Source organism: Sphingobium sp. JS3065 (genome assembly GCF_026427355.1).
Lineage (GTDB): Bacteria > Pseudomonadota > Alphaproteobacteria > Sphingomonadales > Sphingomonadaceae > Sphingobium.
This window is the reverse complement of sequence record NZ_CP102668.1, coordinates 1-14,448: the sequence shown is the minus strand read 5'-3', so window position 1 is coordinate 14,448 and position 14,448 is coordinate 1. Positions and strand designations below refer to the sequence as shown.

General features: G+C 61.5%; 13 protein-coding genes and 1 pseudogene. 3 read left to right on the top strand and 11 right to left on the bottom strand.

Annotation, left to right across the window (positions count from 1 at the left end; all coding sequences use genetic code 11):
- Nucleotides 1-2: 2 nt before the first annotated feature.
- The 9 genes from NUH86_RS24090 to NUH86_RS24050 form a co-directional block, all read right to left on the bottom strand.
- The gene (locus NUH86_RS24090) at nucleotides 3-680 is read right to left on the bottom strand and encodes a nitroreductase (protein WP_267253265.1); all 678 of its coding nucleotides are present in this window, start codon (nucleotides 678-680) and stop codon (nucleotides 3-5) included.
- A gap of 65 nt (nucleotides 681-745) precedes the next feature.
- Nucleotides 746-1,525, bottom strand: a complete 780-nt coding sequence (locus NUH86_RS24085; protein WP_267253264.1) for an SDR family NAD(P)-dependent oxidoreductase — start codon at nucleotides 1,523-1,525, stop codon at nucleotides 746-748.
- Between the two features lie 111 nt (nucleotides 1,526-1,636).
- Nucleotides 1,637-1,921: a putative quinol monooxygenase gene (locus NUH86_RS24080; protein ID WP_267253263.1), complete on the bottom strand. Its 285-nt coding sequence runs from the start codon at nucleotides 1,919-1,921 to the stop codon at nucleotides 1,637-1,639.
- A 65-nt stretch (nucleotides 1,922-1,986) separates the two neighbouring features.
- Nucleotides 1,987-3,207 (bottom strand): acyl-CoA dehydrogenase family protein, encoded by a 1,221-nt coding sequence (locus NUH86_RS24075; protein ID WP_267253262.1) that lies wholly within the window; start codon nucleotides 3,205-3,207, stop codon nucleotides 1,987-1,989.
- Nucleotides 3,207-4,199, bottom strand: coding sequence for an NAD(P)H-dependent flavin oxidoreductase (locus NUH86_RS24070; protein ID WP_267253311.1), 993 nt, complete (start codon nucleotides 4,197-4,199; stop codon nucleotides 3,207-3,209). Before NUH86_RS24070 ends, NUH86_RS24075 begins: the two co-directional genes overlap by 1 nt.
- Before the next feature lie 66 nt (nucleotides 4,200-4,265).
- A complete protein-coding gene (locus tag NUH86_RS24065) occupies nucleotides 4,266-5,141 on the bottom strand; it encodes a crotonase/enoyl-CoA hydratase family protein (RefSeq protein ID WP_267253261.1) in 876 nt (291 codons plus the stop codon).
- A 2-nt stretch (nucleotides 5,142-5,143) separates the two neighbouring features.
- Nucleotides 5,144-6,310 carry an acyl-CoA dehydrogenase family protein gene (locus NUH86_RS24060; RefSeq protein WP_267253260.1) on the bottom strand — a complete coding sequence of 389 codons (1,167 nt, stop codon included), beginning with the start codon at nucleotides 6,308-6,310 and terminating at the stop codon, nucleotides 5,144-5,146.
- A 2-nt stretch (nucleotides 6,311-6,312) separates the two neighbouring features.
- Entirely contained in the window at nucleotides 6,313-7,098 is a 786-nt protein-coding gene (locus tag NUH86_RS24055; RefSeq protein ID WP_267253259.1) for an SDR family NAD(P)-dependent oxidoreductase, read from the bottom strand.
- Nucleotides 7,099-7,129: 31 nt separating this feature from the next.
- A complete protein-coding gene (locus NUH86_RS24050) occupies nucleotides 7,130-8,389 on the bottom strand; it encodes an acetyl-CoA C-acetyltransferase (protein ID WP_267253258.1) in 1,260 nt (419 codons plus the stop codon).
- Between the two features lie 198 nt (nucleotides 8,390-8,587).
- Here NUH86_RS24050 and NUH86_RS24045 point away from each other — a divergent pair, with 198 nt between their 5' ends.
- Together NUH86_RS24045 and NUH86_RS24040 are read left to right on the top strand one after the other, a co-directional pair.
- A complete protein-coding gene (locus NUH86_RS24045; RefSeq protein ID WP_267253257.1) occupies nucleotides 8,588-9,568 on the top strand; it encodes an SDR family NAD(P)-dependent oxidoreductase in 981 nt (326 codons plus the stop codon).
- 58 nt (nucleotides 9,569-9,626) lie between these two features.
- Nucleotides 9,627-10,853, top strand: a pseudogene (locus tag NUH86_RS24040) (acyl-CoA dehydrogenase family protein).
- Nucleotides 10,854-11,151: 298 nt separating this feature from the next.
- Here the strand turns inward: NUH86_RS24040 and NUH86_RS24035 are convergent.
- Both NUH86_RS24035 and NUH86_RS24030 read right to left on the bottom strand, forming a co-directional pair.
- A complete protein-coding gene (locus tag NUH86_RS24035; RefSeq protein ID WP_267253256.1) occupies nucleotides 11,152-11,544 on the bottom strand; it encodes a phosphotransferase in 393 nt (130 codons plus the stop codon).
- A 137-nt stretch (nucleotides 11,545-11,681) separates the two neighbouring features.
- Nucleotides 11,682-13,220: a long-chain-fatty-acid--CoA ligase gene (locus tag NUH86_RS24030; RefSeq protein ID WP_267253255.1), complete on the bottom strand. Its 1,539-nt coding sequence runs from the start codon at nucleotides 13,218-13,220 to the stop codon at nucleotides 11,682-11,684.
- A 232-nt stretch (nucleotides 13,221-13,452) separates the two neighbouring features.
- Here NUH86_RS24030 and NUH86_RS24025 point away from each other — a divergent pair, with 232 nt between their 5' ends.
- Entirely contained in the window at nucleotides 13,453-14,190 is a 738-nt protein-coding gene (locus NUH86_RS24025; protein WP_267253321.1) for an SDR family NAD(P)-dependent oxidoreductase, read from the top strand.
- Nucleotides 14,191-14,448 lie beyond the last annotated feature (258 nt).

The window sequence follows — 14,448 nt, the reverse complement described above, 5'->3', positions numbered from 1 at the left end:
GATCAGTCGTCGAACCCAATAAAGCTGGCCGCTTCGTCCACTGTGCGGCGCTCCGAGACTACAGCGTTCGCAGCAAACGCCTCGTCCGGCCAACCGAGCGCGATGCTCTTCATGATGACCTGGTCATCGGGGATCGCGGCATGCCGACGCACGACTGGCGATTGCATGATGCCCTGACTGTTGATCACGCTACCTAGGCCGCGCGACCAGGCCGCGTGGACAAGCATGGTGGCAACCGCGCCACAGTCGAACGCCGCGTCGTCATTGTCATGCAACTGCCGGTCATAGGTAATGATGATACAGACCGGTGCATCGAACTGGCGAAAGCCGCGCAAAACCCAGTCGTCGCGGCGAGCTGTATCGTCTCGGGCAATGCCCATCGCCGCAAACAGCTGCTTGGCTACGCCGATCTGCCGCTCGCGATGCACGCCGGCATAAGGCTGGCCAGCGCGGAATTCTCTGGCATCAGGCGATCCCGCCACAATGCTGGCAACACTCTCGCTGCGAATGCGATCGAGCATATCCCCGGTCAGCACATGAAAATGATAGGGCTGGCTATTGTATGACGAGGGCACGCGCATCGCCAGAGTGAGTATCTCCCGGATCACCGTCAGCGGGACGGGATCGGGCCGATATCCGCGAATGCTGCGGCGGGTGGAAATGACGCTGTCAAACAGCAAGGCAACTTCCTCCGATCCAGTCCTTCGCCACCGGGGTCAGACGGCCAAACCCCAACCGAACCAGGTCACGAGCCGCCCGATGCCGGACGGATGCCGACTGGACCGGCCATGATTCCGCCGTCCACTGAAAGATGGGTGCCGGTCACGTAGGACGAACCCGGTGACAGGAACCATAACGCCGCGGATGCGATTTCCGACGGCTCGCCGGCGCGGCACATTGGCGCTCCGGCCGCATCCTTGGGATCCATCGCTCCGATCTGACGGCGGACCATTGGCGTCGCGATCAGACCTGGGCAGATCGCGTTGACGCGGATATTTTCCTCCGCGCATTCCAGTGCGGCGGTCTTTGTGACGCCCAATATAGCCCATTTCGACGCGACATAGGGACCGATTTCGCGGACGCCGTCCAGCCCGGCGCGCGATGACATGTTGACGATGGCGCCTGTCTTCGATGTCGCGCGGATCGCGCGGATCTCGTGCTTCATTGCAAAGACGGTGCCGAACAGATGGACATCCACATGATGGCGCCAGACGCTCCATTCGGCTGCAGCAATTTCGGCGCGAGGCGGGACGCCGCCGGCGTTATTCACCGCGCCGTCTAGCCGTCCGAACGCCGACGTTGCGGTCCGGATCAGTTGTTCCAGATCTTCCTCTCGCGCCACATCGCAGCGAACCCCGATCGCCTTTTGCCCATTGTCCGACAGTTCCGCCGCGAGCTGCTCCGCAGAATCAAGGTCCAGATCACCAATCACGACATGCCCCCCGGAAGCGGAGATCGCACGTGCGCAGGCCTCACCGATACCGGCCGCCCCGCCGGTAACTACATAAACCTTTCCGTCAAGCATCTTGCATCCTCTCACGCTATCTTTGGACTGGGCCGCTTCGACCACCGTTTTGGCTCGTTCGGGGTCAGCGCCGCAACGCTCCGAAGCGACACGATTTGGCCAAGCACTGGCTCAACATTCCGTCAGTTCCCTTACCGATGGCGCGCCCGCCAGCAGCGGCGCGAGCTGCTTGATAGCACCCAGCACCGGCTCGCTCTTGTTGTGGACCTTCACCGCGGCCTCGTCGGCGTAGACTTCAACCACGGTGACCGGGTTCGCGCCTAGCGAATAGGGCGCGATATAGACGCATCCTGGCTCGTTCGCACGCACCGCATCGCACACGCCCTTCAACGCGGCAACGCCTTCCTCGAAGCGATCCGGCTGAAGATTGATCTCGACCAGTTTCAATATCGTCATGTTGTCGACTTTCCTTCCTGCCTGGAGTCGCCGGCCAGTATGGATCGTTCGAGAGATGTGGTTAATCACAACCCAAGTGCCTTGGCGATGATGTTGCGCTGGATCTCGTTCGACCCGGCATAGATCGATCCCGCTCGTTCGTTCAGGTAGCGTAGCGGGGCAAGTGCGGCGAATTGGGGACCGATATAGTCTGGTTGATGAGGATAGGTCACCGGGCCTCCGGGTAATCCGGCGGCGGGTTGATACGCCATCGCGTAACGTCCCGCGACACGCATGCCCAGTTCGGTCGTAAGCTGCTGGAGTTCGGTACCACGGATTTTCATTGCCGATGCAGCTGCGATCGGTACGTCACCGCGCCCTTCAGCATTCATGACACGGAATTCAAAGGCCTCGAGTGCGTTGATCTCGACTCGGGCCGCCGCGATCTGGACCGCAAATGTCGGATCGTCCATCAGCGTGCCGCCGCCGCCTGTTGGCGTCTCGCGCGCCGCGTCGACAATCTGGTCGAGCCGCACCTGCAGTTCTGGCGCATAGGCCACGCCGCCGCGCTCGAACTCGAGCAGATATTTGGCGACGGTCCAGCCCTGGTCGATTTCCCCAATTACGTTCGCTTTAGGTACTCGGACGTTATCCAGAAAGATTTCGTTCTGCAGATGCTCGCCCGTGTACGAAATGATCGGGCGAACCGATACGCCGGGCGTATTCATGTCGATCAGCAGAAAGGTGATGCCCTTTTGCGGACGATCATATTTGCCCGTCCGTACCAGGAAGAATCCCCAGTTCGCCACGTTGGCGTGCGTGTTCCAGATCTTCTGGCCGTTGCAGATCAGGAAATCACCGTCATCGGCGGCGCTGGTCTGCAACGAGGCAAGATCCGATCCGGCTCCTGGCTCGGAATAGCCCTGGCACCAGAAATGTTCGCCCGTCAGCATCCGAGGAAGGAAAAAGTCCTTTTGCGCCTGCGTACCGAACCCTAACAGCGCGGGCGCGCACATTTGGATGCCCATTGGCGATACCGGTGGCGCGCCAGCGCGGACCCGCTCGACCGTGTAGATGTAGCGCTGCACCGGCGTCCAGTCAGCACCGCCATATTGCTTTGGCCAAGCCGGTCCCGCCCAGCCTTTCTCGTACAGGATCTGCTGCCACTGCATGGAGCGTTCGTGATCGGCGTAGACGCTGGTCATCAGCATGCCGCACTCGCGGATCTCGTCCGTCAGCTTGTCTGCCAGAAAATCACGAACCTCGTCGCGAAACGCCAACTCTTCGGGCGACCAGCGCATGTCCATCAGGCTGGCACCGCTTCGGAGGGGGCGCGCAGTCGGGCAAGACGCCCATCGATGATGTCCTCGGCTTCAGCGATGATGCGATCAACCAAGTTCTTGACCGTCGGAATATCGTGGATCAGCCCCTGGACTAGCCCAATGGTCCAGATCCCGTGATCGGGATTGCCATTGACGAGGCCCTCACGGCCCCTGGCACCCTTGACGAGATGTGCGATCGATTCGAACGGGTTGCCCTCACGCTCGATCTTCACCGCTTCGACCGCCACCATGTTCTTGGCCACCCGGGCGGTGTTGCGGTAGCTGCGGAACAGCAGTTCGGTCGCCCGCTCGTCATTGGTCAGGATCGCCTGCTTGATGCCGTCATGAATCGGCGCCTCAACCGTCGCGCAGAAGCGCGAGCCCATGTTGATCCCTTCCGCACCCAGCGCGAGCGCAGCAACTAAGCCACGGCCGTCGCCAAATCCGCCGGACGCCAGCATCGGCACTTTCACCCGGTCAGCCGCCGCCGGAATCAGCACCAGCCCAGGAATATCGTCCTCTCCAGGATGGCCTGCGCATTCGAAACCGTCGATTGAAATCGCATCGACCCCCATTCGCTCCGCCGCCAGCGCATGGCGGACCGCCGTGCACTTGTGGATGACTTTGACGCCCGCCACCTTAAACGCATCGACATGCTCTTGCGGCTTGTAGCCAGCCGTCTCGACTGCGGTGATGCCACTTTCGATGATCGCGCGGCGGTATTCGTCATATGGTGGTGGCGTGATCGAGGGAAGGATAGTGAGGTTCACACCAAACGGTCGGTCCGTCATATCGCGCGTGCGGGCAATCTCGCGCACCAGCGCCTCGGGCGTCGGCTGGGTCAAAGCGGTCAGGAACCCCAGCGCGCCCGCATTCGCCACTGCAGAGACAAGCTCGGCCGTGCCGACCCACTGCATTCCGCCCTGTGCGATTGGATGTTCGACCCCGAACAATTCGGTGAATCTCGTGCTGATCACTTCAGCTTCCCCACATTTCTGTTCCAAAGGCGACGGCGTGGCATCACATGCGCCGTCAGCGACAAATCAGTCATAGGACGGCTCTTCCCACCAAGGATAAAAGTCCGGCATATCGCGCGACACCCTGTCCGGAAATCGCGCCGGGCGCTTCTCGAAAAACGCGCTGACACCTTCCGCCACATCACGGCTACGGCCTCGCGAAAGGATCGCGCGGCTGTCCAGCTTATGCGCTTCCATCGGGTGGGACATGTCCACCCCGCGCCACAACATCTGACGAATCAAGGCAACCGATACAGGCGATGTATGATCCGCGATTTCTCGCGCCAGCACGCGCGCGGCCGGCAATAACTCATCCGGCGCATGGACAGATCGTACCAGCCCCCCAGCCAGCGCTTCGGCCGCATCGAACACACGGCCGGTCGTGCACCATTCAAGCGCCTGGGACAGACCGACCACACGAGGCAGAAAATACGCAGAGGCGGCTTCATTCACGATGCCCCGTCGCGCGAACACGAAGCCGAACCGCGCGGTATCGCTAGCGATGCGAATATCCATCGGTAGCGTCATGGTGACGCCGATCCCGACCGCTGGGCCGTTGATCGCGGCGATCATCGGCTTCAAACACTGTAACAGCCGCAAGGTGATCCGGCCGCCGCCATCCCGCGCCGCCTCGCTAGCATAGTTCAGCGAGCCGTCTGGATTGACGACGCCATCGACATCGAAAGCCGACGCGCCGGCGGAAAGATCAGCACCGGCGCAATAGGCGCGCCCGGCACCCGTGAAGATGACCGCGCGAACCGTGTCATCAGCATCGACACGATCGATCGCGTCGATGACTTCTTCCATCATGCGGTTCGTGAAAGCATTGAGCTTGTCAGGCCGGTTCAGGGTGATCGTCGCGATCTGATCCTCGACCGCATAGCTGATGGTCTGATAATCCACCCTTAGTTGTCCAGCGTCCGCGCGATCAGCAGCTTCATGATCTCCGTCGTGCCGCCATAGATGCGCTTGACCCGCACATCCTTGTACAACTGCGCGATGCGATACTCGTCCATATAGCCATAGCCGCCGAAAAATTGCTGGCAGCGATCGACGATGGTCTGCGCGCGTTCGGACGTCCAGTATTTCGCCATGCTGGCGGTCATTGCATCGAGCGACCCGGATGCCAGCTTCGCGATGCAGTCATCGACGAACAGCCGCCCGATAACGGCGTCCGTTTTGCACTCGGCCAGCGTAAACTGCGTGTTCTGAAAATCCAGGATGCGCTTGCCGAACGCGCTCCGTTCTCGCACGTAATCGAGCGTCACGTTCATGGCTGCCTCGATGATGGCCATGCTTTCGATCGCGATCATCAGCCGTTCCTTGGGCAGCTCCTTCATCAGCTGCGCCATGCCGAGTCCTTCGCTGCCGCCCAGAACGTTATCCGCCGGAACCTGCACTCCGTCGAAATGCAGCTCGGACGTGTCGCCCATCTCCATACCGATCTTGTCGAGGTTGCGGCCTCGCGTGAACCCGTCGGCACCCGCAGCTTCCACCACGATCAGCGAAATACCCTTGCTGCCCGCATTCGGATCGGTCTTCGCCACGGTGATGATCAAGTCAGCCTGCTGGCCATTCGTGATGAACGTCTTCTGGCCATCGATCGCATAGCCATTGCCACTACGACGTGCGGTGGTGCGGATTCCCTGCAAGTCGGACCCCGTGCCGGGTTCGGTCATTGCGATCGCGCCGATTGTTTCGCCCGACACGATCCCCGGCAACCAACGACGCTTCTGCTCCGCCGAGCCGTAATTCTGGATGTAGCCGCCGATAATCACATTGTGCAGGGGCAGCCCCCAACCGTCTAGGCCGGCCAGCCCCAAGCGCCGGATCAGCACCGCCTCGTGCCTGAAATCCCCCCCGGCCCCGCCGAATTCAGGCGCGATCGAGAGGCCGATCAGGCCGGCCTGCGCGGCTTCGCGCCACGCATCCAGTTCGACTTCGCCGTCCGCGCGCCACTTAGCCGCCCGGCTCGCGGGCATCCTGTCAGCCAGGAACCGCGTTACCGAATCCTCGAAGATGGCGAGTTCCTCGTCCATCCACCCTGCAGGCGTATCGAACACGCCAGCCATGATCAGCGTGGCGCCATACGGATGCCACCGTCCAGACGGACATCCTCGCCGTTGAAATAGTCATTCTCGACCATGGCAAGAGCAAGCTGAGCATATTCGTCGGGACGGCCCAGGCGTTTGGGGAAGGGCACCGAAGCGGATAACGCTTCAACGACTTTTTCACCTGCAGACTGCATCAATGGCGTCGTAAAGATACCGGGCAGGATGGTATTCACACGGATCCCAGCATCCATCAGATCGCGCGCAACCGGCAGCGTCAGACTGACCACCCCGCCCTTTGACGCGGCATATGCAGCCTGACCGATCTGCCCATCCTCGGCCGCGACTGATGCCGTCATGATGATCACACCGCGATCGTTTAGCGACGAAAGTGGATCAAGTGACAACATGCCGGCTGCCGATTGCGACACGCAGCGGAACGTCCCGACCAAGTTGACCTGGATGATCCGCTCGAACTCGCTCGACGGGAAGAACTTAGTGCTGCCATCCTCTTTCGACCGGCTGGCCGTCTTGATCGCGACACCGATTCCGGCGCAACAGACCAATATACGTTCCTGCCCATGCGCTGCGCGCGCCGCGGCGAAGCCTGCTGCGACACTATCGTCCTTCGTCACGTCGATTTTGCAGAAGAGGCCGCCGACCTCGTCGGCAAGTGCTTGCCCCTTGTCTTCCTGCAAGTCGAAGATCGTAACCTTCGCGCCCTTCGCCGCCAGTGCCCGCACCGTTGCCTCGCCAAGGCCGGACGCACCCCCGGTCACGATTGCGGCGATGTTTTCGTTAAGCTGCATGATATCCCCGCTAATAATTGTCGGCCGCGCCTCAGGCTGCGATCCGCTCGATGATGATTGCAGGGGCCATGCCGCCGGCCGCGCACATCGTGACTAAGCCGTAGCGACCGCCAGTGCGCTCCAGTTCGTCAAGCACCGTGCCGATCAGGATAGCTCCGGTGGCACCGATCGGATGGCCCAGGGCGATCGAGCCGCCATTGACGTTCACCTTTGCACGATCGAGCTTCAGGTCGCGGATGAACTTCTCGGCCACCACCGCGAATGCCTCATTGATCTCCCACAGGTCAATATCGTCCTTGGTCAAGCCCGCCCGCGCCAGCACCTTACGCGCCGCCGGCACCGGTGCATTGAGCATCAAGGTCGGATCGTCGCCCATGTTCGCCGTCGCGACGATCCGCGCACGCGGCTTCAAGCCATGCGCTTCGGCATAGTCACGGGACGTGACCAACACCGCAGCGGCACCGTCCACTACCCCGGACGAGTTTCCTGCATGATGGACAGGCTCAATCTTAAGATCGGGATAGCGGCGGGTAATCTGCCCGCGGAACGTCGCACCGCTCTCATCATACGGATAGTCTGCAAGTCCAGCAAAGGCCGGCTTGAGCTGAGCGAGCCCCTCGGCCGTCGTCTCCGGCCGCGGGTACTCGTCCTTAGCCAGCAGCACCTTTCCATCGCCATCAGTTACCGGCACGATCGACTTGTCGAAACGCCCCTCGGCGATCGCTGCGGCCGCCCTGCGCTGGCTCTCGAGTCCAAACGCGTCCAGTGCTTGGCGATCAATCTCTTCGAGCGAGGCGATAGCGTCTCCGCACACACCCTGATGTGATTGCGGATGCACGGTATCGAGCCGCTCGTTCATCGACCCCATCAGGGTTGGCGGCAGGCCGGCGGCGGCATCCTCCTGTGCCAGGGCCGACGTGTAACTCATCATTTCCGTCCCGCCGGCGATGACGACATCTTCCATGCCGCTCATGACCTGGGCCGCTGCCAGCGCCACGCTCGAAATGCCGCCGCCGCAGAACCGGTCGAGGGTCACGCCGCTGGCCGTGATTTCATAACCTGCATCAAGCGCTGCCATGCGGGCCAGATCGCCACCCTGCTTGCCACGCTGGCTAGAAGTTGACCAGATGATGTCGTCGACATCCGCCGTATTAAGCCGGTTCCGATCCGCGATGGCACGCAATACCGTCGCAGCCAGATGCTGCGGGTGCAACGCTGCCAGCGCACCCTTGCCAACTTTGCCGATTCCGCGGGGAGTACGGACGGCGTCAATGATGACCGCTTCAGCCATGCCAATTTTCGACCTCTACTATCTAACTAGTCGATCATTTAAGACGCGATATCGCCTTTGGCAACTGGTATTTCGGCGAGCACTGTGAAAGCGCCGCCCATGACAAATTCCCGGCGTCCATGATGGGGTTGCACAATATTATATGATCGATTAAACGACGCACGCGAGATAAAGGGCCGCCATCGAACGGGACGACGCATGCAGCAGCAGGAGAGGATTGCCAGCCGTTATGATCGGGACACTTCAGCCGGGACCATCGCCGCAGCGGTCGATCTGACCGGCAAACTGACTGTGATCACCGGTGGTTCGGTCGGCTTGGGTTTTGAGACGGCCAGAGTGCTGGCGCTGGCAGGCGCGAACGTGATCATCACCGGCAGGCGTGAGGCTGTCCTACGCGCGGCCGTTAACGAGTTGCAGAACTCCGGCGCGACCGCTCTCGGCGTGCCGGTGGACCTCATGTCGGTCGCGAGCGTGGATAGGTTCGCCGATGCGGTGCTCGCACTCGGCCGCCCTGTGGACCTGCTGATTGCAAATGCAGGCATCATGGCAGGACCGCAGCAGCTCTCGCCGGAGGGGATCGAATCCCAGTTCATGACGAACGTCGTGGGGCATGCCGTTCTGCTCAGCCGCCTGGCCAATGCGCTGGTCGCGGCGAAGAACGCCCGATATGTCTCGCTGAGTTCGCTCGCCCACCAACTTTCGCCGATCCGCTTCGATGACCTCAATTTCGAAGCTGGTACCTATGACGAATGGACCGCTTATGGGCAGTCCAAGACGGGATCGGCACTGCTTGCTGTGAAGGCAGCAAGAGCGTTGAGACAGCACGGCGTTGCTGCCCTAGCAGTACATCCCGGAATGATTACCACCGAACTAATCCGCTCGGTCACGCCCGAGTCGCGCGCCAAGCTTGGCCCTAACTCGGATCCCAAAAATCCCGAATACTGGCTGATGCGCAAGGACATTGCGCGCGGCGCCGCGACGACGGTGTACGCCGCGACGGATCCCAGCCTTGCAGGCAAAGGGCCGCTCTATCTCGAGGATAACCGCATCGCCGATGTCGTGAGCGCGCCGCGAGCAACACGCGATGGCGTCATGGCTCACGCGCTGGACCCCGAGGCTGCCGACCGCATGTGGCGGATGGTGGAGCAGATCGCCGGGCGCGCGCTGCCGCTGCCCTGATCGCCTGATCTAGCGGCGGCCATACGCGATCGGTGTCGAAACAGATTGAGGAAACGCAATGGATTTCGAGTTCAGCGACAAGGTCAAGCAGCTCCAGGCGAAACTGGCGGCGTTCATGGAGGAGCGGATCTTTCCGGCCGAACAGGAGGTTGGGGGGGTTTACGAGAATCATGCCAACCTATGGCAGGAATGGCCGGGGATGGAGGCATTGAAGGCGCACGCGCGAGCCGAGGGCCTGTGGAACCTGTTCCTGCCGCACGAATATGGCGCCTTCAGCCCCGGCCTGTCGAACCTCGAATATGCGCCACTCGCCGAAATGACGGGACGCGTGCCGTGGGCGAGCATCGTATTCAACTGCTCCGCGCCGGACACCGGAAATATGGAGGTGCTTGCCAAGTTCGGTACGCCGGAACAGCAGAAGCAGTGGCTCCAGCCGCTGCTCGACTGAAAGATTCGTTCTGCCTATGTGATGACCGAACCGCAGATCGCATCGTCCGACGCAACGAACATCGAACTCAGCATCCTGCCCGATGGCGACGATTATGTGTTGAACGGCCGCAAATGGTGGATTTCGAATTTCCGACATCCCGCCTGCCAGGTGCTGCTCGTCATGGGCAAGACCCTGGCTGAAAATCCACGTCATCAGCAGCATTCGACGATCATCGTGCCGCGCAACACGCCAGGCGTCGTGCATGTTCGCCAGCAAAGCGTGCTTGGGCGGTTGAATTCGCCCGGCGGCGAATCCGAACTTAGGTTTGATAATGTTCGCGTGCCGCGCGAAACCCTGATCCTGGGCGAGGGCCGCGGGTTTGAAATCGCGCAGGGACGTCTTGGGCCCGGACGCATCCTTCACTGCATGCGATCAATCGGTCAGGCGCAACGCGCGCTCGACATCATGGCGCGCCATGTCGAACATCGTGTGGCCTTTGGCCGAAAGCTGTCAGAACAGGCGGGCATCCGCCAGAATATCGCGGATTCATATTGCGAAATCGAACAGGCACGTTTGCTGACACTCAAGGCTGCAGACGCAATGGACCGTTACGGCAACAAGGTCGCCAAGGACCTGATCGCTGCGATCAAAGTCGTCGCGCCGCGGATGGCACAGCGGGTAATCGATCGTGCGGTTCAGGCATTGGGCGCGATGGGATTAAGCGACGATACGCCGATCGCGCGTCTCTTCGCCATCAACCGCATGGTGCGCATGGCGGATGGTCCGGACGAGGTGCACATGTCCCAGCTCGCCAAGCTGAAGATCAAGGAATATCTCGACATGCCCGTGCGTTAACGATGCTCAGGTACGACGGTTCGAACAATGCTAGGCGGGGGGGGGGCCGCCCCGGTCGGCATTGATCCACGTCAGCGCCCGTTCGAATAGCTTGTGGGCAAAGCCGTTCAGGCGGAGGCCGATCGCCATCAGCGCGAGCCCGGCTGAGCCAGTCGGCGATGTCGTCAATCCCGGGAAATTGCGTCACCCCGGGCCAGCATTCGAAGTTGGCGTAGGATTCCAGCTGCGCGCGCCACCGCGCGACCTGCCGCCCCAAAAAATTGTCTGGCTTTCCGAACCCTTCGAGACCGATCGCCTGTTAATCGAGATTGCCGAGGTCTGCCGCTGCCTCCGCCAACGCAAAGCCCATTCGGCGACGGATGTCCGGGCTGGCCGCATGGCGTGCGGGCAAGCCGGAAAAGGCGTCAAATCCGTCCATTGGCTCCATCAGGTAAAAGGCAGCGCCGAGCACGTCGGGATTGCTGCATGCCGCAATCAAGCCTGCGTGTGGCACCGATGTGCCCGCAAGCGCGCCAAGGACGCGCGCTTCGCGCCGCATTGTTTCGTTCGCTCGATCCCCACCGCTATGCGGAGGCTGCCGAAGCACATAGCTTCTACTGCCCCGCGAAAAGCGGAACAGCAGGTTTTGCGTTCCGCCGGTCAGCAGGCGGCAATTGGCGAAGGGCCCGGATTCAAGCCCTTGCGAGTCCATCCAGTTGGCAAGATCAGCAAGATCGAATGGCAGCCGTGGCTCTCTATCGTGAACAAACTCGGTTGCGTCCGAAGACTTGCCAGAAAGAGGTTCCGTCATTCCCAAGATGGGGTGTCTCACCCTGGCCGGTGCGCGTTTCAGTTCACCTGGCGATCATGGTCGGCCCAGTACGGCGCGCGTAGTTCGCGACGGAGGATCTTCCCTGCCGCGTTGCGTGGCAGCACTTCGACGACGTCGATCGATTTCGGCACCTTGTAGGCAGCGATCTGGGTGCGCGCCCAGGCCAGCACGGCCGGCCCGTCCAGCCGTCGCCCGGCGCGTAGCACAACGCAAGCTTTTACTGCCTCCCCCCATTTCACATCGGGAACACCTATGACGGCGACCTCAGCAAGATCGGGATGCCCCTGTAGCGCGCTTTCCACCTCGGCCGGATAGACATTCTCCCCGCCCGAAATGATCACGTCCTTGATCCGATCTTGGATGTAGATAAATCCATCAGCATCCATACGGGCGGCATCGCCGGTACGCAGCCATCGATCAGGAAACCTAGTTGCAGCTGTTTCGGCTGGTCGGCGCCAATAGCCCAGCATGTTGGCGTCGGAGCGGATCACGATCTCACCGACTTCTCCCATGGCTACCGGGGCACCGTCAGCGTCCACGATCCGGCATTCGACACCGGGCGCTGCCCGCCCCGCCGATCGCAGTCGCTCGGGGCGTGCGGTATCGTGATCGCTGGGCGGCAGGACGACGACGGCTCCCGTGGTTTCGGTCAAGCCGTAATATTGCAGGAATCCAGCATTCGGAATGACCGACATCGCGCGCTGCAATAGAGGCAGCGGCATCGGTGCCGCACCGTAGAGGATATAGGCCAACCGGGAAAAATCTGTGGCGGCGGCATCGGCATGATTGATTACCATTTGCAGAGCGGCAGGCACGAGGAAGATCCGCGTCACGCCAGCGCCGATCGCGGCCAGGGTACCCTCCGCCGAGAATTCGGGCTGAATGATCGCGGGAATGCCGGCCCCCAGCGCCATCGTGCCCATTCCTGTCCCACCGATGTGCGCGCAAGGCATACCGATGAGCAGCGCTTCGTCCTCGCGCCATTTGGCCCACGGCACGCCGGCGGTGATCGCAGGTTCGCGCAGGCAGAAGAGGTTGCGAGAACTCAGGACCGCGCCTTTCGGCGCCCCAGTAGTGCCGGACGTGTAGAGTTGCAGCACCGGCTCGTCGGGGGCCGCGCCTTCGAATTCACCCGCCCGGATCGCCGTCATCCACGCCCGGACCGTATCGGCAGCGACTACGATCACCCGCTGAAGCTTGTCCGACGTGATGGCATGCGCGGCTTCGATGAAGTCTGCCTCGGCAACGATGATCTTCGGCTCGACATCCTGCACGATAAACTGGACTTCGGCCGGTGTCAGTCGCCAGCCTACCGGGACGATGATCGCGCCGATCCAGTTCGCGGCATAGAGTAATTGAAAATACAGGTCAGCGTTCTTGCCGTACCAAATGACCCGGTCGCCGTGAGTGACGCCGCGGGCTGCCAAGGCTGCACCCAGTTTTCGCGTAAGAAGATCCAGCATCTCGTAGGTTATCACCCGGCCCTGGTCGATCATCGCTACGGTTGCTGGCCGCACGGCTGCCCAATGTCGAACGAACGTATGGATGCTCAGCATGACAGATCGGATCAGTACGGCGGACGGGCGTCTGTGTGATTCAGTCTGTTCATGCATCCTCCTGTTCAACCAGATGCTAGCAGAGGCACTGCCTCACTCGCAAACCCAGCTCCTTGCATTTATACATTAGTCATTTAATCGACTGCTGCAACCTTTGCTGACATGCTTGGATAGGCGGCGAATGACAAACGGTGATGGTCGCACTGGCGCACAGAAAGCTGTGGGCGCCTCAATCGCGAGCAAGCTAAATTTTTCGGGGAACACTGTGTTGGTCGTTGGCGGATCCAGCGGGATCGGCAACGGCATTGCCCAGGGATTTCGCGCCTGTGGTGCAACGGTGCACGTCTGGGGCACGCGGCCTTCCGCCGACGACTATCGCGGAATCGACGGTTCGGACCTCGGCGGCCTCAGTTATACGCAAGTCGATGTGTCCAGTGCCAACGCGATCGCCGCGGCGCCGTTGCCTGGGGGGCCGATCAACGTGCTCGTCCAGTCCCAAGGCGCGGTACGCTATCGCCGCCAGGAGTTTGAAATGGATGGCTGGCAGGAAGTCATCGACATCAACCTGAGCAGCATCATGCAGATTGCGATGCGATGCGAAGACGCAATCAAGGCCGCTGGCGGATCGATGATCATCGTAAGCTCAGTTGGTGCCTTCACAGGTCTTCACGGAAACCCGGCCTACGCCGCCTCTAAAGCGGGGGCGGTGAGCTTGGTCAAGACGTTCGCAAAGGCTTGGGCTGCCGATGGCGTGCGGGTCAACGGCCTCGCGCCAAGCCTGGTCGATACCAAAATGACCAAGGTGACGATGGACAATCCGGAACGGCGCGCGCGATCGTTGGCGGAGATCCCGCTAAACCGCTTCGGCACGATTGAGGAGATGGCGGGTGTCGCCCTGTTCCTCGCTTCCCCGCTTGCCGGCTATGTCACGGGGCAGACGGTCATCGCCGATGGCGGAATGACATGTTGAGCGGAATTGTGAAATGCGCGGCAACGCCCGCAGCGCGCTGAAGCCGACGCGCCCCGCTTCGCAATGACGGAGCCGGGACGTTATAGCGCGTCCCGCTGACGTTTGTGCTCTTTCCCGCCGTCGACGCTGGTCGGTCCGCCAACGCCACCGTGCTTACGATCGCCGCCGTCTGCTCGATCGCCGCGATCAGCCGGTGCGTCGCTACTGCTTCGTCGAAGCTGGCGCTGTTTGCGTGCCACGCCGCGCATCGGCAGCTAG